Annotated in this window: 18 protein-coding genes and 1 pseudogene; 4 read left to right on the top strand and 15 right to left on the bottom strand. The window is 40.9% G+C overall.

Annotated features, from left to right (window positions below; all coding sequences use genetic code 11):
* Nucleotides 1–269: 269 nt before the first annotated feature.
* From ACIQZ3_RS08710 to ACIQZ3_RS08650, 13 genes are all read right to left on the bottom strand, one after another.
* On the bottom strand, nt 270–947 hold the full coding sequence (locus ACIQZ3_RS08710) for a sugar transferase (protein ID WP_397392273.1): 678 nt from the start codon (nt 945–947) through the stop codon (nt 270–272).
* Between the two features lie 2 nt (nt 948–949).
* The gene (locus ACIQZ3_RS08705; RefSeq protein WP_397392271.1) at nt 950–2137 is read right to left on the bottom strand and encodes a UDP-N-acetylglucosamine 4,6-dehydratase; all 1188 of its coding nucleotides are present in this window, start codon (nt 2135–2137) and stop codon (nt 950–952) included.
* 16 nt (nt 2138–2153) lie between these two features.
* Nucleotides 2154–3110, bottom strand: coding sequence for an NAD-dependent epimerase/dehydratase family protein (locus ACIQZ3_RS08700; protein ID WP_397392269.1), 957 nt, complete (start codon nt 3108–3110; stop codon nt 2154–2156).
* A gap of 52 nt (nt 3111–3162) precedes the next feature.
* Nucleotides 3163–4161: a hypothetical protein gene (locus tag ACIQZ3_RS08695; protein ID WP_397392267.1), complete on the bottom strand. Its 999-nt coding sequence runs from the start codon at nt 4159–4161 to the stop codon at nt 3163–3165.
* The gene (locus ACIQZ3_RS08690) at nt 4158–4739 is read right to left on the bottom strand and encodes a serine O-acetyltransferase (RefSeq protein ID WP_397392265.1); all 582 of its coding nucleotides are present in this window, start codon (nt 4737–4739) and stop codon (nt 4158–4160) included. The genes ACIQZ3_RS08695 and ACIQZ3_RS08690 overlap by 4 nt, the downstream gene beginning before the upstream one ends.
* A 13-nt stretch (nt 4740–4752) precedes the next feature.
* Complete coding sequence (locus ACIQZ3_RS08685; protein ID WP_397392263.1) at nt 4753–5886, bottom strand: NAD-dependent epimerase/dehydratase family protein; 1134 nt, start codon at nt 5884–5886, stop codon at nt 4753–4755.
* Nucleotides 5887–5919: 33 nt separating this feature from the next.
* Complete coding sequence (locus ACIQZ3_RS08680; protein WP_397392260.1) at nt 5920–7095, bottom strand: O-antigen polymerase; 1176 nt, start codon at nt 7093–7095, stop codon at nt 5920–5922.
* A 14-nt stretch (nt 7096–7109) separates the two neighbouring features.
* Entirely contained in the window at nt 7110–8072 is a 963-nt protein-coding gene (locus tag ACIQZ3_RS08675; protein ID WP_397392258.1) for a glycosyltransferase family 2 protein, read from the bottom strand.
* Nucleotides 8047–9303 (bottom strand): hypothetical protein, encoded by a 1257-nt coding sequence (locus ACIQZ3_RS08670; protein WP_397392256.1) that lies wholly within the window; start codon nt 9301–9303, stop codon nt 8047–8049. Before ACIQZ3_RS08670 ends, ACIQZ3_RS08675 begins: the two co-directional genes overlap by 26 nt.
* Entirely contained in the window at nt 9278–10387 is a 1110-nt protein-coding gene (locus ACIQZ3_RS08665; RefSeq protein ID WP_397392254.1) for a DegT/DnrJ/EryC1/StrS family aminotransferase, read from the bottom strand. Before ACIQZ3_RS08665 ends, ACIQZ3_RS08670 begins: the two co-directional genes overlap by 26 nt.
* A 13-nt stretch (nt 10388–10400) precedes the next feature.
* A complete protein-coding gene (locus ACIQZ3_RS08660) occupies nt 10401–10814 on the bottom strand; it encodes a sugar 3,4-ketoisomerase (protein ID WP_397392252.1) in 414 nt (137 codons plus the stop codon).
* Nucleotides 10811–11275, bottom strand: coding sequence for an acyltransferase (locus ACIQZ3_RS08655; RefSeq protein WP_397392250.1), 465 nt, complete (start codon nt 11273–11275; stop codon nt 10811–10813). Before ACIQZ3_RS08655 ends, ACIQZ3_RS08660 begins: the two co-directional genes overlap by 4 nt.
* 81 nt (nt 11276–11356) lie before the next feature.
* Nucleotides 11357–12511 carry a hypothetical protein gene (locus tag ACIQZ3_RS08650; protein ID WP_397392248.1) on the bottom strand — a complete coding sequence of 385 codons (1155 nt, stop codon included), beginning with the start codon at nt 12509–12511 and terminating at the stop codon, nt 11357–11359.
* 231 nt (nt 12512–12742) lie between these two features.
* Here ACIQZ3_RS08650 and ACIQZ3_RS08645 point away from each other — a divergent pair.
* From ACIQZ3_RS08645 to ACIQZ3_RS08630, 4 genes and pseudogenes are all read left to right on the top strand, one after another.
* Nucleotides 12743–13003: pseudogene (locus ACIQZ3_RS08645) on the top strand (DUF4160 domain-containing protein).
* A gap of 8 nt (nt 13004–13011) precedes the next feature.
* Nucleotides 13012–13266: a DUF2442 domain-containing protein gene (locus ACIQZ3_RS08640; protein WP_397392246.1), complete on the top strand. Its 255-nt coding sequence runs from the start codon at nt 13012–13014 to the stop codon at nt 13264–13266.
* Between the two features lie 225 nt (nt 13267–13491).
* On the top strand, nt 13492–13779 hold the full coding sequence (locus tag ACIQZ3_RS08635; RefSeq protein ID WP_397392244.1) for a hypothetical protein: 288 nt from the start codon (nt 13492–13494) through the stop codon (nt 13777–13779).
* 113 nt (nt 13780–13892) lie between these two features.
* Nucleotides 13893–15239, top strand: a complete 1347-nt coding sequence (locus tag ACIQZ3_RS08630; RefSeq protein ID WP_397392242.1) for an ISL3 family transposase — start codon at nt 13893–13895, stop codon at nt 15237–15239.
* 392 nt (nt 15240–15631) lie between these two features.
* Here the strand turns inward: ACIQZ3_RS08630 and ACIQZ3_RS08625 are convergent, their stop codons facing one another.
* Both ACIQZ3_RS08625 and ACIQZ3_RS08620 read right to left on the bottom strand, forming a co-directional pair.
* A complete protein-coding gene (locus ACIQZ3_RS08625) occupies nt 15632–15907 on the bottom strand; it encodes a glycine zipper domain-containing protein (protein WP_397392240.1) in 276 nt (91 codons plus the stop codon).
* An 18-nt stretch (nt 15908–15925) separates the two neighbouring features.
* Nucleotides 15926–16255, bottom strand: coding sequence for a Rap1a/Tai family immunity protein (locus ACIQZ3_RS08620; protein ID WP_397392238.1), 330 nt, complete (start codon nt 16253–16255; stop codon nt 15926–15928).
* Between the last annotated feature and the right edge of the window lie 28 nt (nt 16256–16283).

Raw genomic sequence — 16283 nt, 5'->3', positions numbered from 1 at the left:
TAACTGCTTAAATTCCAAGGTGTACTGCTGTTTTGGGATCTTCATTTATCTCTCCAATAGTTAGTAATTTAATACGAACTGATTGAAGGTGATTTATCGGGGGAAGGTCACTCTTTCTACCCCACTTAACTGCTTGTAATGACTTGTCATGCAATATTTTCCTATTAAAAAATATTGCACTTACTTTTCGAGCGCGCCACCCATTTAGATGGAATCACAGCATTTATAAATACCAATAAAAACAACAGCGCTTCAAGGTCAAGCTAAAATTAAATCTGATAGTTAAGAAGATTTCGAAGGTTACTCGGAGGTGGAGGCAATCCAGGAAAAGCACTCCAAGCCAAGGTTGATTTCGAGAAAATTACTACCCAGACAGTGACGAAAATTACCGCAAAATAAGTCCTTAAGCTCTGATGCTCAACATACCACTCTTCCAATAAACCTTTATATGGGGCTATTGAATTATTATAAAAATCTACAGAACTTGCTTCACCAGCAAGAATATCTTCCTCGCCGCGAAATATGATTGAACCAATGCCCGACAAACCAGGGCGTACCTGCTTAACTATTTGCTGAATATCATGAGAATAAGCATTAAATGTTTGAGCAGTTAATGGTCTTGGACCAACCACACTCATATCTCCAAAAAAAATATTAAGCAACTGAGGGAGCTCATTTATTTTAGTTTTACGCAAAAATTTACCCGCAGGTAGAACTCGAGGGTCATCTTTTACCGTTACGGTTCCTGTAGCTATATTTGGACTGTTTTTAAGCATGGTGGCAAATTTATATAACTTAAAAAGCTTGCCGCTCCTTCCAATGCGATCCTGAAGATAAAAAACCTCTCCTTCACCCGTCATTTTAAGAAAAATAACGATTGGAACCAATAAAGGTGAGAGCACCAAAAGAGCTAGACCAGAAAAAAGAATGTCAAAAAAACGTTGCATATTTACATCCTTTGGTCAAGGTACTTCCCAGTTTCTTTATGCGCAAAATCTGGAATCATCTGGTTAAATAAATCGACAATGCTTGGCTTTCCCCATGTAGACATAGATCTAATCGACTCTATTTCACTTAGGAAATAATCTAACTTTGCACCATCGTAGATAGGCTCATTTTTAATTACCCCAATATTTTCAAATCGATTCATGTCCAAGACTTCTTTCGAAGTAAAAAACTCTTCAAAATCCTTCTCTCCGGTTGTATCGCTTTTAAAAAAATAGCAAGGCCACTTCTTCTGCGAAATAAGCTCTTCAGCTCTATGCCTGGCCTCATCCTCCGAATCACACTCCACAGCCTCATAGCCCAATCCATTAAGATAACGAACAGCAATGTCTGAAAAGGTCGTTAAATGAAGATCTTCGCTTAGCTTAGGGAAGAAAATATCCCTATTCTCACCGAGTAAACAGGACATCAAACAGAGCTCTCCAGATTCTTGGGGGGTAACAAAGTACCGCCTTACATCATTGGGGGCTGAAATTGGCTGACGCTTAGTAATACGCTGATTAAATCCATGAGGTAAAGAACCATCGGAAAATGCTACATTTGCAAATCGAGCGGTAGAAATTGGGATTTCAAGGCTGGAGCGCATTAAAAACATCTCCATTATCCTCTTGCTGGCGCCCATCATATTTACGGGATTGGCCGCTTTATCGGTGGAAACACAAAAGTACTTGGATGCGCCACTTGATTTAGCCAACTCAAGCGTATGAATTGTATTAAGGATATTGACCTCAATTAATCTCATGAGAGTGAACGGATCCTTTTCACTTCGAACATGCTTTAAGGCAGATAAATTAAGCACGTAGTCATACTCTACGCCCGAATTTAATAGCGCTTTAAATTCAATAGAGCCGCAGTCTAATGCAAATGTTTGAAAGTCACCCTTGATATAACCTAATGTACTACGAATATCGCGGACCAATTCAACCATGTTATTTTCACTAATATCTACAACATGTAAAACTTTTGGATTGCGTTTAAAAATTTCCCGCGTTACAGCCTGCCCAATTGAGCCAGCACCTCCAATTACTAAAAAATTAGAGCTTTCGCAGATTGATCGAAGAGCTAACTCATGACTGCTAACATCGCCATCAAATAAAGTTGCTGATCTTCCAATTAAAGACAATATATTCATTTATACCCTTTAAACATTAACCAAATCTCTTGGTTTTTAATAAGAACTCCTCGGCCATTTCTAGAACGCCGGCACCATCGGCAATCGGAGGGCTCCACCCAGTTGCGATCCTAAAGTCGCTACTATCAACCTCAAGTGAAGCGGTTAGCTTCTCCCAAGCATTACCTTTACCCGCTAATTTAGCGACAAACCCCAAAAACACCGGCGAAACATTTAATATGCGCCAATCCCCCCTACCAAATCCTTTCAAAATTAGCTTTAAGATGGTGCCAACATTTAAATCATGAGCGTCAGAAACTAAAAAAGTTCTGTTCGATATATTTTTTGCGCTCAATGAAATGACTATTGCATCGACTAAATTATGAACATTAATAAAGGTGCGCGGAGACCCGATTCCCCCCAAAGGCAAAATCGGGATTTTATAAGCCAACTGCAATAATTTATTAAAATTTCCAGGGCAATCTGGGCCATAAACCAAAGGCGGACGAAGAATTACATAATCAGTTTTAGATCCCAACAACACATGTTCAACAGCTTTTTCGGCCATCAATTTACTTTTTGCATATAGCTCAACAGGATTAGGGTCATCTTTTATCGAAAACGCCTTCCCATAAGTCTGGTTTCCATTGACCCCTATAGAACTCATCAGCACAAAGCGATGTACGCCTTCCAACTTTGCTGCTGCTGATAATAACTCTGTGGCTAAAGTATTAGCTTCATAATATCTAGCCTCAATTTCATCGGCATCACCAACCTCATTTAAACGATGGGCACGGGCCGCGAGATGCACAACAACATCAACATTCTTTAGCGCGCCTCGCAATGCATCCAAATCACCAAAATTCACTGCAATATCCCGAACATCTGTACGGTTGGTTCCATTGCGGGAAATTGCAGTAACTTCCATGCCATCATCAATCAATCGATTGATTAAATGTTTCGCCACAAATCCAGTGGCACCGGTAACTGCCACCCTATTCACAGCGCCGACCCATTTCTTTAAGTATTAAATAAAAATTAAGCAATTATGAATGCCCACAATTTTGAGTTATCTCATCTAGCCAACCTTCGATGCTATAACGCCTATAAATATCAGGTGCTAACGGCGCCAAAGGTGACTCAAGAAAATCCTTAGGGATTTTTGGATTTTTTCTATCCAATATACAAATATTGCTTGTATCAAAAAAATCATACTCAGCAATTAAAGCATTAGTTGTTACTAGCTTTTTTTGTGCCCCCATCGTCTCAAAGGTACGCATTGTTAAGCCGCATTGATTAGGATGTTCAATATCTAAAATTGCTTTTGAGCGCATAAATATTGATCTTAATTCTCCCTTTTCCATTGGTGTAAAGTGAAATTCTTCTCTTTTAGCTTTTCGCATAGCAGGCTTTAAAATGCGATATGCATTCAACACCCAAGGTGCCTGTAGGAATAAATACCAGTAGGTCGATAGGGTTGGCTCAAGTCCCTGACTGAGGTGATTAACAACTGAATAGCGATCGCTATGGGCTGTGCCAACAAAGCTTAAGTGAAAATCAAACCCTTGCTGCGCAGGACATTCAAATACCTTGGAATAAAATAATGGCCTTAAATTCATCCCGTATTGCCTGGAGCTTTGTGGGTCAAAACTAAATATCTCATCAAAATATGGAAGATTGGCAACTACCTCTTTACGGTTCTCCATTGAGTCCCACATATAGAGAATAAATCTGGCATTTGGAAAGCTCACCCGAAGGGACCCTAGCATATCGCTCGACAAAGTCTGCCCATTTACTACAAAGATAATGTCGTAATGTGAAGCGCCATATTGCACCAATAGTTTTCTATACAAATTATCGGCAAATGGAAGAACCAGCCCAGTTTTAAATTTCGTTAGCGCTGTCATCATGGGCGCATTAAAAGGCCTGTCTGGTAGCACATCGACTTGTGCGCCACGCCTCTCAATTTCGGACTTTATTTCTTGGTCATACCCAAAAAATTTGGGTATGACCAACAAAACCCTCTTACCCTCTAGCGATTTCATGAAGCTCGATGCCCCTTTAATGGTGCAACTTGAGCGGGGATGCCAACGGCCACAACACCGCAATCAAAAGACTGCAAAACAACTGCATTTGCACCAATTCGAACGCCATTGTTAATCCTGATACCACCCAGCACTTTGGCACCTGAACCGATCGTTACGTCATTACATATTACTGGCCTCGAATTCTCCAGGTATGAGAAATCGAGCTCCTTAGCGCCAAGTGTTACTCCTTGGAATATAGTAGCATTTGATCCAATTGACCACGCTCCAATAACAGTGCCTTGCGTATGCGGGAAAAATAACCCCGGTCCAATAGGGCATCGGACAGCGATTTCAATCCCAAAGAAAACATAATTTACAAATGAGATAAATTTCGCAACTCCAAACAATTTATGGCAAAAAAAATAATGAGCCAATCTACATAGAGCTACAGGAAAAAATCTTGGCGAAAGCAACCCAATCCATAAACGAATTCCAGGATCAACCTGACTGGGCCCATAAAGCAAGTGTCTCGCTCTCATTAAATCTGCGCGCAAGTATGACATCAAGCTAAATTGTTCGAGAGCATTCATTTCCATCGGAGCTTTTCTATTAAGAATTTCGCATTAAGCCCCTCGAAGCAAGCTCCGTTACGGATTTAAGATAACCACTCCCATCCACTGCCTCATGCTCAGAAGCCCAATCGAGGAAATTTTTTAGACCTTCTTTAAACTGAACCTGGGGATCGAAACCCAATAAATTAGATATTTGCGATATGTCGGCAACATTATGTCGAATATCCCCCATGCGATATGCCCCTGTCACCTTAATGTTGCTATTGCTTGCGAAATACGACTTTATTTCCTCGGCAACATGACGCACATCTACAGCAACACCAGAGCCCACATTTAAGGGGCCAACAAAGTTTTCGGCATAACTAACACTCTTGACAGTAGCATCCACAATATCATCTATATAAACAAAATCCCTGGATTCCAAACCGTCTTCATATATATCAATATCTAAATTTTGACGAGCTAAATTTGAAAAAACCGCAAGTATTCCAGTGTATGGATTCTTTAACGACTGACCGGGACCGTAGACATTTTGATACCTTAACCCAAAACCATTAATGCCACGAGTTTTAGCGTATAAAAGTACCGCTTGCTCCTGAACCTGCTTTGTTAAGCCATAAAATGACATGGGCATAAAGGGTGCAGACTCAGAAGTTGGTAGCAAAGTTAATTTCAAACCACAATGCGCACAAACAGGATCAAATGCGCCTTGCGACATTTTTTCAGCAGTTCTCTCTGTTGGATATTGCACACCATGAATCGAACATTCGTAAGCACCCTCACCATAAACGGCTCGACTTGAGGCTACAACAATGGATTTAAGAGATTGGGCACATTGATCGTTTTGCAATAAATCCAATAACACAGCTGTTCCCTGAACATTTACATTAAAGTATCTGTCTATCTCATACATAGACTGTCCAGTCCCCGTCTCGGCGGCAAGATGGATGATTTCCGTAACGCCTTGAAGCGCACCCTTAAGGGCATCGCGATCTCTTATATCGGCTACAACTAACTCAACATGGCCTTTAAGAGCATGATTCAATTCTGCTTTGCTATGAATCTGTGGACTAAAGTTATCGAGAATTCGAACTTTTTTTTCCGATGCTATCAATCTTAAGGCCAATGCTGAGCCAATAAAACCTGCGCCACCTGTGATGAGTGTAGTCATAAATTATTCTAAATAGATGTAATGAAGTATATTTTAAACTGAATTTTTATAGCTCTTTTTAGAAATGTTATTTCCTATAATATATGCGATAAATAACTGCATTAATGTTGGGAGCAATAAAAACATATCATAAAATCCAGAAAAAATTAAAACCTGGAACATAACTGAATATGCCAAAATAAATTGCACTTTTCCGCTTTTTGTTTTTATATATAAATAAACTGCAATTTGCTGAATGATATATATACAAAATACTGCCCCAATAGGACCAAAATCAGAAAAGAAGCCAGAATAATTTGTAGAAATATTTAAATTATCATCCGCAAATATCAAAGCATCATTTCTTGGATCAAGATGCAAAATCATTTTTATAGATGAAGGAATTAAATTTGATAATGAATAATTTGGGTAAAATGATGGGCTTATAATATCAATGTTATAAAATATATTGTTAATACCAGATGTTATATAAATATAAACCCATAAAAATCCAGACGGTAGCCCATCAAAAATTTCTCTAGATTGATTATCGAGCAAATAATCAAAAGGATTTGGTGTATTCCGAATATCGCCAAGAAGACCAAATAAAAAAACTAAAAATCCAGCCATGCATAATAATTTAATAAAATTACTAAACCTTACTTTATTAAGCATCAGATAAATAGCACACATTTGAATTACTGCGCTTAAAAATATCCCCCTACCAAGCATTAATATGGGCCAGAAAAGTAAAATCAACAAAAGTCTGAGATCCCCACCTCTCTTATCAATGCACCATAGATAAAAATATATAGATACTGCTTGCAGAAAACAAGCATTTAATACTCCATGCAGTGAAGGTATACCAAAATCAGTATAGTTCTTGCTATAGTCCCCAATTAAAATCCACGCAAGCGGGAGCCCTCCAGAATAGATAATGTCTAATAACGATCCAAATACCCAAATTTTCAATAAAATTTTTGCGCAATTTCGAAGATATTCATTATTAACTATGAAATTCCTAACTCTATTATTAACCAATCCCGCTGATATCAAGTAGGCTAAAATCATCGTAATAAAGCCCATTAAAATCATAATCAAACCAACATCTGGAATATCAATTAATTGACTTGTTAGTTTTAGTGAACATAAAAATAAAATAAGACCCCACACTAAGATGTATACTAGTATGGGATTAACCAGTAACGAAGGGTTAATTTTTTTAATCATTAAATATTAATATTTTAAAAATATTTTTTAGCGCAAGATTTGATCTTTTGAAACAGCGACGGACTTATTGGTAGATACGCTACCATTAACCCCCCTATAAAAATGGGCCTAAACTCCATTTTCAACGCTTTTTTAAGCAATTTTCTGGCAATGATTCTATTGCCAGACGTTAATTGTCTAAAAGCCTCTCCAGATAAATACCTCGCCTTGCCTTGCTTGACGGGGACGCTTAACCCCTCCGCCAAAGGCCCTAATTTTTCCATTGCGTAATCAAGATTGAGTAGAGACTCCTCAAGAAGCTCGTAAGTTCTAAAGCTAGCTTGATTCCCATGTTTTCTATACCTAGCCAATACATCCGGAATAAAGCCGATACGTCCCTTTGCTGCCACTTCAATATAGAACAACCAATCGCTAACCGTTGGCAATCGCACGTCAAATCCACCCTCTGGAATTGCATCCCGCCTAACCATCACTGAAACTGCCCCTGGAATACAAATCCGCATTAAATGATGTAATGTAAGGGGGGTATCAACGGACGTCTGGTTGGTTAGATGTAGAGTTGCATTGCTAGCGGAATCAAAAATATCTACAGGATGAAAGGAAATTGTTACCTCTGGATTGTTTTCCATATGGGAGGTCTGGACCTGCAATTTATTAGGCAAAAATAAATCATCCCCTCCAATTAGAGCAAAATATTTCCCCTTCGCAAACTGAATACCTTGATTTGAGTTAGCCGTGATGCCTAAGTTTCTCGCTAAGCGCAAATACTTTACCTTCCCATTAGATGCAGCCTCTAAATCACGGCACATAAATTCAGTCCCATCAGTAGAGGCGTCATCACATACAAGAACTTCAAATGAGTATTCAGTTTTTTGGCCTAATATTGAGTCTAAAGTCTCTTTCAATAAATCTTTTTGGTTGTAAGTTATTACAGCTACTGTGATAAGGGGATCAAGAGGTGGAAGAGTATTGCTCATTGAGCTCCTTTTTATTCCAAACTATAAAAAATAGCGTTGATCCAACGTAGGAAAATCCATACGCATATATTGCCCCTCGTAAGCCTTGAAGGGGAATCAAAGTCATTACCAGAATTACATAGAGCAATGTGAAAATAATTTCAGAATATAGAACCACTCTAAGTCGCATCCTAGCTATTGAAGCTAGCGCAAAAGTCCAAGTAATTACCTTGAAAATATCTCCAAAGATTTGCAAAGGCAAAAGGGATCTTAAAGGGGCAAATGAAAGGCCAATTATTTTTAATATAACCAAGTTCCATAGTACATAAATACCCACTCCACACAATACCGTAATACCTACACCCATCAGCAGTGCTTTATTTAAAAGTTCATTCTGCTCATCAAGAATCTTGATTTTTGAAATTTGCGGCAAAAAATAGGTGCTCAATGGCGTTGTAACCAAAAGCAAATAAGATTCTGATATTTTGGTCAGAGCTTGCCAATCGCCAACTGCTGACCACCCCTCAGATGCAGATAATTCATTTCTTAAGAAAAGTTGGATACCAATCGCATTTAACGCTGAAAATATCCCCACAAACCCTACTTTTAATACTAACTGATAGGGATATGTTTTCAGACCACTAAACATAGGTAAAAAGTTGCTGTAATTTTCCCTATTTAAAAGAAGCATTGGAGCAACAAGAAGTGCGGGGAAAATAAAATAAAGGGCAAATCCCACAAAAGCTCCCTGCTCACCATGACGAATAACCAAGTAATAAATCAGCAAAGAACTTAGTAGTAGAGCTAGCGCATTTAATACATTGAATGTAACTAACCTATTGCTAGCACAAACATGCCCGTAATAAGCTATAAACACACCCGTAAAAGGACATGTGATTGCCAATAAATAAATAGCGTTAACAGCGCTATCATCTCCAAGCGAGAGTCGACTAATTGATTCAGCAGATAAAGCCAAAAGTAGCCCCAATATAAAACAGGCTAATGTAATAATGCCGAGAAGGCGGCGAAATTGAATGACGCTATGTCTGCTTTCCCAATTATTTTGGGCTATATGATTGTAAAAGCATGCATTTAAAAACGCATAAATTAGCAAAGCAATGCCCTGAAACTGCGATACGCGACCCAACCCATCTTTCCCAAGATAGTCTGCAAAAGCCCTTAGTAGAAATATTCCAACTAAGGCCTTAACCAATATAGGTAAAGAACTAGCTGCGTAGGCTCGAACTAGCATTAACCAATACGCTGACTACTAATTTTGCATCCTTAATATCTAAGTGTGGCCCAATTGGAAGACTTAAAACTTGTTTATGCATTTTTTCTGAAATTGGGAAAGCACCTTCTTCACAATAAAAGTCTTTATAAGCAGATTGCAAATGCGGGGGGATTGGATAGTGGATTAGCGTGCTAACTTCGTTTTGCGCAAGATATTGCTGCAAACCTTCCCTGTCGGCTGCCCGTATTACAAATAAATGCCAAACTGGATCAGCCCACTCCGGGACAAAGGGTAGAGTCATCCCTAAATCTTTAAGTCCGTCCAGGTAAAGCTTAGCAATAACTTTACGACGAGAATTCCACTCATCTAACTTTCGAAGCTTTACACGTAAAAAAGCAGCCTGCAGATCATCTAGGCGTGAATTAAAGCCCTGAATCTCATTCAAATATTTAATGCGAGATCCGTAATTCCGGAGCATGCGTAATTTTTCAGCCAATTTGATATCGTTAGTAGTTACAGCGCCTCCATCACCCAAGGCGCCCAGATTTTTACCGGGATAAAAACTATGGCCTGCGGCATCACCTAAGCCGCCGGTGCGTCTACCCCTGTATAGGGCTCCTTGCGCCTGCGCCGCATCTTCTATTACCTTGATATTATATTTATTTGCAATTGCATTAATAGCATCCATATCCGCCGGCTGCCCATAGAGATGGACGGCCATAATCGCTTTAGTTTTAGTCGTAATTGCAGCCTCTATTAGAGCCGGGTCAATGTTGTAAGTCCGCTCGTCAGGCTCAACAGGAACAGGAGTAGCTCCTGCATGGGTTGCGGCCAACCACGTTGCAATATAGGTATTGGAGGGTACGATTACTTCGTCGCCTTCGCCAATATCATAAGCACGCAAAATTAAATGTAGGGCCTCAAGACCATTGCCAACACCAATGCAATATTGAGCACCACAGTAATTGGCATACTCTTTTTCAAAAGCTTCCAACTGAGTGCCTTGAGTAAACCAACCACTATCAAGAACTTCGTGAAAGGCTTGTTCAAGATCAACTCGTAGTTCTTGATGGGGGGCTTTTAAATCTAGAAATGGAATCATTTTTTAGCGCTATTTAATTACTCTGATTTGCGAATTTTTTAAAATCAGCGTAATCGTGAAAATAATCATTTGGATCATATAAGGTTGAGGCCAAAACTAGGCAAACGCCGCCAGAGGAAAAATTCTCTACCTCCCGCCACATGCCTTTAGGGATATATAGTCCATAATACGAGCGATTTAAGTGGAATTTTTTTCTTTGGTTTCCATCGTCAACAATCACATCGAAACTACCTGACATAGCAATAATTAATTGCTGAAGCTCTTGATGTCCATGACCCGCCCTTGATGAACCACCCGGGACATCATATAGATAATAAACTCTTTTAATATCAAATGGGATGTGATTTCCTCCTTCAATAACGGATAAATTCCCACGTGGGTCCGTTATCTTTGGCAAATCTACCAGTTTGCAGTTGGTTAAGCTCATGACTTTCCTAGAATCTTTGCTGGATTTCCGACAACAGTTGCCATTGAAGGCACATCTTTAGTTACAACTGCACCTGCCCCGACCATTGCATTTTCCCCAACTACAACCCCAGGCAGAATAGTTGCATTTGCACCAATAGATGCCCCAGCCCTAATAACTGTTTTTAAAAACTCATTGGGGTATTTTTTTGAACGCGGAAATAAGTCATTGGTAAAGGTTACATTAGGACCGATAAAAACATTGTCCTCAATGCGAACACCATCCCAAAGTTGCACACCACTTTTTACAGTTACATTATCCCCAACAACAACATCACTCTCAATTAAAACTTGAGCACAAATATTGCAATTCTTGCCTATTTTTGCCTCAGGGAAAATAACGCAGTACTGCCAAACACGCGTACCCTCACCAATATCTTTAGACTGCACGTCGCTTAAGGGATGAATCTGGGGATTATTCATTTATAAACAAGAATTTTAATTATTTTATTAATCCACTCAAGTCCGCTAATGCCCGGTATCGGGCAACTATTTTTGCTCGGATCATCGCTTGGCACCACCGCTTTTGATATTGCCTAAGATCCTTTGGCCCAGAAGTACCATCAGCATCAAAAAGAATGCGGCCGCGAGACCGCCCGCCGTGAACTTGATCATGCCGGTCTTATTAGCTGTAATGGTATTGGCTTCGACCAGACCGAACTTAAAGCGGGTCTCGTTGGCCAGCAAGGCATTTCGCAGGGAGTCTGTCAAGGCAAAGGCCTTAGGGTCATCAATCTTGATATCGCTACGTAACTTGGACTCTAGGGATAGCAATTCTTGATTAATTTTTAGGCCGTCATAGCTTGCATTAAAGATGGGGGTAGCGCCTTCGAGCCAGCGCTTAAGGTCGCCAAGCTGAGTCTGGCGATTCCTTAGGCGGGTCAAGGACTCGGAGATATTATTAATGTCCGTATTAGTAGCAATAATTTGGGTGCTAATTGGGAGATATTTGGCTCCGGAATCCTTAGGGTCAACAACCTGAGAGCCGGAACGGGATTCATTTGGAAAACGCCTAGCCAGGACCTCTAGATTTTTCATTCTGCCTTGCTGGTATTCCAACTCAACCAGGGAGGCATTAATTTTGCCTTTGATTTCTGCTTCGCCGGTCAGCAATTCAGAGTGCTGTGAGGCTAGCATTGTCTTGAGTGCAAGGTAGATTCCGCCCGAGCGAATAAATTGACTGGTGTTACGGGCATCTTGAATCGCCGTATCCTTAGAGGATGACACCCCATTAACCACAATGTAGAGTATGCTGTTTGAGCCCTTCTCCATCTCTGCGCCTAGATCTTTCATGTCGGCCTTAGTCAGGCTAAAGATGGGGGTGATAGCTTTTTTCCACCACTCAGGGCTAGACATTGCCTTATAGAGCGCAAGCTGATCTTGGGGTGCTTGGTCTTTTTCAACAATTTCAACAGCAAGGTTAGGCAGGGTTTGCTGCAAAGATTTGAGGGTTAATACACTCATTCCTTCGTTATTAATTAGGGGTAGTTGGGCGGTGTAGTTGCCGAGAAAAAACCAGCCAGCAAATCCCACTAAAGCGCCAATAAGTCCTGCGAGGACGAGTTTTTTCCAAGATTCTTGTAGGAAATTAACGATATCCAAGAGCGAGATTTCTTGGTCACCGCTTAAATCAGGAGACGCAGATTCGGTAACAGTCATGGATAGGCTTTGTAGAGGCTAGGATCGGGGTCAATTTAATAAATTTATTAGCTTTTGACAGTTACTTTTCATTATAACTTTTTGCATCATCAGGGAGCAATATTTACCCCCTTATTGAACCCCTAGGAATATCACCCTTATTAAACTTGGGTATCCGTAATTTGTTGTTGACAGCCGATTTATGTCAATGTATATTAAACCGTAATACATTGTTTATTTAAAGGGGTTTTCGTGCCAACCATCAGCAGCTTTTACGGCATTCTCATTCGTATGTTTTTTAACGATCATGCACCAGCGCATTTCCATGTGCAGTATGCCGAATAAAAGGCCACGGTTGATATTGAATCATTAACCCTATCTTCTGGCGAGCTACCTCGCCGCGCACAAGAATTGGTGCTTGACTGGGCGGAGTTGCATCAGCAAGAATTACTTGAAGACTGGCGTTTGTGCATGGAAAAACAGCAGCCAAAAGCAATTGAACCCTTAAAGTGAGGTGACTTATGAAATGGGATGTTATTGACGTTAAAGCGATTGCGCCGTTAGCTTTGCAAGTCCAGTTTGCAGATGGGACTGTTGGCAAAGTTAAATTTGAAAACAGTCATTTGACAGGTGTTTTCGAGGCATTAAAGAACCCGACTACTTTTGATCAGGTTCACATCGACAATGGCGCTGTTGCTTGGCCGGGAGATCTTGATTTGGCTCCTGACGCAATGTATGCCCAAATCAAATCGCAGGGCGAATGGGTTCTGTGCTAAATATATATTCAGAAGGAGCATGAATGAGTGCCACTTTAAAATTCTCCCCGAAATTCCACCATGAAATTACCGTAGACGGCTTATCCGGCTAGGCGCTTTCACCTTCACTTCCACCTGGAGCAGTATTTAAACTGTGGAATGAAATTGCAGAAGAGCAGCAGAAAATAAAATTAGAGGGTGGATCAATTATGGTGGTCGATCTCAAGTGCAGATGAAAAGCCAACTATGATCAGTAAATACGACAAACGCATACTAATTTCATCGGATGATGTAATTAAGTCCCCACAAGAAATTACACCTTTTCTTAAGAATAATCTCGATGGCAATCTTACTGACAGAGTCTCTTTGGACCCAGCTCTAGCTGCTGCCAAGCGTGCCGTTGGTAGTAGTGGCGTGACTCCGGGGGAAGAATATTTTAACAATTGGGTAACAGATAGGCAAATAATCGGCCAACCTATGCCGTCTATTGAGAGTGCAAGACAGTGCCCTATGGTTCCAGTAACCTGCTCATGATGTTAGATTTAGCCATCCAATTGGAGTGGCCGCGGGATGCTTGTATGAGGGCCCTTTTTATGGCCACCACAGCATTAGAGGATGTAAAACTAGCCCCATCAGATTCACTGTAGATGCCCGCCAATATATTAAATTTGCCTTCTATCGTGATTGATAGAGTGGATGAGGCGGGGCATGATTACCATATATACGCACACGCACTAAACAGCCCAAGCTCTTGCCCAGCCTGCATGAGTGGTGAGTTTGTTGGCTTTGGCCGCAATGAGCAACTTGTCAAAGACCTGCCCATGCACGGCAAGCGTGTAGGAATCTACTTTGATACACGTAGATTCAGATGCAAGGAGTGCGGCAAGACGTTTCTCGAGCAACATGCCAACTTTCATTCAGAACGCGCAATGACTACCAGACTGGTCAATTGGATTGGGAAGCAATGCATCAAGCGTACCTTTGCCAGTATTGCTGAGGAAACTGGTGTTGTAGAAGGCACTATTCGCAATATCTTTCGCGACTACATAAATGAGTTAGAACGAACCATCCGCTTCGAAACCCCCAAATGGATGGGCATTGATGAAATTCACCTGATCAAGCCGCGCAGTGTTATCACTAATATTCAAAACAATACAGTGGTCGAATTACTGCCCAATCGCAATAAAGAAACCATCATCAAATATCTCTCTACCTTACAGGGCAAAGATGATATTGCCTATGTTGCTATGGATATGTGGGCACCATACCGTGATGCGGTCTTGCAGGTATTGCCACAAGCCAAAATCGTGATCGATAAGTTTCATGTGGTCAAAATGGCAAATGAGGCTGTAGAGCGCATTCGCAAGAGTTTTAAGGCAGGGTTATCACCCAAGGTCCGGCGCACTTTAATGCATGACCGTTACACACTGCTAAAACGTGAGGCTGATCTGACCGATAAAGAAGCGCTGCTTCTGTCTGGCTGGGCAAATAACTTCCCAACCCTAGCCTTGGCCTATCGACTCAAGGAGGATTTTTTCAAGATTTATGATGCCAGGACTCGCAACGATGCTCTAGCCCTTTTTGCCAATTGGGAAATATCAGTAACCCATGAAGTTCGGGGTGCCTTTAGCGATCTCATCCGGGCTTGGCGCAATTGGCAGCCGTACATCCTCAATTACTTTGATCATCCAGTAAATCAACCGATTACCAACGCCTACACCGAATCGCTCAATAACCTGATTCGGGTCATGAATCGGCTTGGCAGAGGTTACAGCTTTGAGGCACTTAGAGCTAAGATTCTATTTCCAGAAGGAGCGTTTAAGAAAGAGTTGCAACGACCCAAGTTTGAAAGACGAATTGAGCGATTTGGAAGAGAGATGCCTGACTTTGCAATGGAATTTGTAATCGACACGGACATTCAAAAGGATGATGAAATTAATTATGGCGTGGATATATCAATCCTCACCAGAATGATTGAGTCTGGTGAAGTTTAGGTCAAATCAACAACAAATTACGGATACCCTTAAACCTTAAAAGGTCCAAAAAAGAGCTTGAGCTTGTGTAGTATCCCCTTAGATTCGTAGATTTAAGAAGTTGAGTTGCAGTATCCCCTTAGATTCGTACATTTAAGAAGTTGAGTTTTCTGTTGTTTATGGCAGTGTTTACAACAGGAGAATCAATATGAAGAAGTCACGATTTACAGAGACCCAAATCGTTGGGGTTTTGAAAGAAGCTGAGGGTGGGATTGCGATCTGCCTCTTGTAATATCCGAACAATCTGTTCGTCTGAAAACCGTGCTCTCTTCATACCTGCTCCTTAGGTTGAAGGAGTCATTATCTCTAAAAGCGTTTGGTCTGAAAATCCCAGGACAGGTCAACCGAATCAATCAATTAACGATAGATTTAGTAGAGGTAGATTTTGGAGGATTTTTCTTTTTATCTTTTTCATACTGATCATAAATATATCCTCCTGCAGCGCCAACAGCAGCACCACCAGCAGCGCCCCATAAAAGACCGCCACCTGTCAGGGCACCAATACCTACGCCAGCTGCAGCGCCTATTCCAGCCCCTGATAGGGTTCGTTGTTGGGTATCACTCATATTTGTACATGCTGATAAGCCCAGTAATGCAGTTGTTGATAAAACTATAAAAGTAGTTTTCATTCTGTTTACCTTTCGAATTTATCGAATAATTTTGTTAGCAGCGTTTTCCGGGGACATAGCAGACGAATCACAAGGGAATCGAATAGCTAAGAAACGTAGAAATGCATCAGCAGCTGGTGCGGTGTTGTATATGGGGTTAGCCTTGACCCAATTCATAAACTGGTTCATAACTTCCCTACGGGAGGGTGCCGGCTGGACCACGCAAATAAAATCAGGAGATTTTTTAGGGTGACGTGTAACTAAGTAACCGTCATATACGCCTTGCCCGTAAATATCGCAGTACGTCTGTGGCTGAGGATTGGACTGATCGCCACATACATTCGCTAATTCTTGGGTGCTGATGGCCATTTGAGAACCCGTTCCGGCAATTGCAGCG

The organism is Polynucleobacter sp. (assembly GCF_044342855.1).
Classification (GTDB): Bacteria; Pseudomonadota; Gammaproteobacteria; order Burkholderiales; family Burkholderiaceae; genus Polynucleobacter.
Note: the sequence above shows the minus strand (reverse complement) of the source record. Positions and strands in the feature narration are given on the sequence as shown.

Excerpts from the sequence above, each read along its gene's own strand:
- ACIQZ3_RS08660 (WP_397392252.1), bottom strand. The coding sequence starts at position 10,814 with ATGAGCTTAACCAACTGCAAACTGGTAGATTTGCCAAAGATAACGGAC.
- ACIQZ3_RS08625 (WP_397392240.1), bottom strand. The coding sequence starts at position 15,907 with ATGAAAACTACTTTTATAGTTTTATCAACAACTGCATTACTGGGCTTA.
- ACIQZ3_RS08710 (WP_397392273.1), bottom strand. The coding sequence starts at position 947 with ATGCAACGTTTTTTTGACATTCTTTTTTCTGGTCTAGCTCTTTTGGTG.
- ACIQZ3_RS08640 (WP_397392246.1), top strand. The coding sequence starts at position 13,012 with ATGAAATGGGATGTTATTGACGTTAAAGCGATTGCGCCGTTAGCTTTG.
- ACIQZ3_RS08695 (WP_397392267.1), bottom strand. The coding sequence starts at position 4,161 with ATGAAATCGCTAGAGGGTAAGAGGGTTTTGTTGGTCATACCCAAATTT.
- ACIQZ3_RS08665 (WP_397392254.1), bottom strand. The coding sequence starts at position 10,387 with ATGATTCCATTTCTAGATTTAAAAGCCCCCCATCAAGAACTACGAGTT.
- ACIQZ3_RS08655 (WP_397392250.1), bottom strand. The coding sequence starts at position 11,275 with ATGAATAATCCCCAGATTCATCCCTTAAGCGACGTGCAGTCTAAAGAT.
- ACIQZ3_RS08650 (WP_397392248.1), bottom strand. The coding sequence starts at position 12,511 with ATGACTGTTACCGAATCTGCGTCTCCTGATTTAAGCGGTGACCAAGAA.
- ACIQZ3_RS08680 (WP_397392260.1), bottom strand. The coding sequence starts at position 7,095 with ATGATTAAAAAAATTAACCCTTCGTTACTGGTTAATCCCATACTAGTA.
- ACIQZ3_RS08705 (WP_397392271.1), bottom strand. The coding sequence starts at position 2,137 with ATGAATATATTGTCTTTAATTGGAAGATCAGCAACTTTATTTGATGGC.
- ACIQZ3_RS08690 (WP_397392265.1), bottom strand. The coding sequence starts at position 4,739 with ATGGAAATGAATGCTCTCGAACAATTTAGCTTGATGTCATACTTGCGC.
- ACIQZ3_RS08635 (WP_397392244.1), top strand. The coding sequence starts at position 13,492 with ATGATCAGTAAATACGACAAACGCATACTAATTTCATCGGATGATGTA.
- ACIQZ3_RS08670 (WP_397392256.1), bottom strand. The coding sequence starts at position 9,303 with ATGCTAGTTCGAGCCTACGCAGCTAGTTCTTTACCTATATTGGTTAAG.
- ACIQZ3_RS08630 (WP_397392242.1), top strand. The coding sequence starts at position 13,893 with ATGCCCGCCAATATATTAAATTTGCCTTCTATCGTGATTGATAGAGTG.
- ACIQZ3_RS08685 (WP_397392263.1), bottom strand. The coding sequence starts at position 5,886 with ATGACTACACTCATCACAGGTGGCGCAGGTTTTATTGGCTCAGCATTG.
- ACIQZ3_RS08620 (WP_397392238.1), bottom strand. The coding sequence starts at position 16,255 with ATGGCCATCAGCACCCAAGAATTAGCGAATGTATGTGGCGATCAGTCC.
- ACIQZ3_RS08675 (WP_397392258.1), bottom strand. The coding sequence starts at position 8,072 with ATGAGCAATACTCTTCCACCTCTTGATCCCCTTATCACAGTAGCTGTA.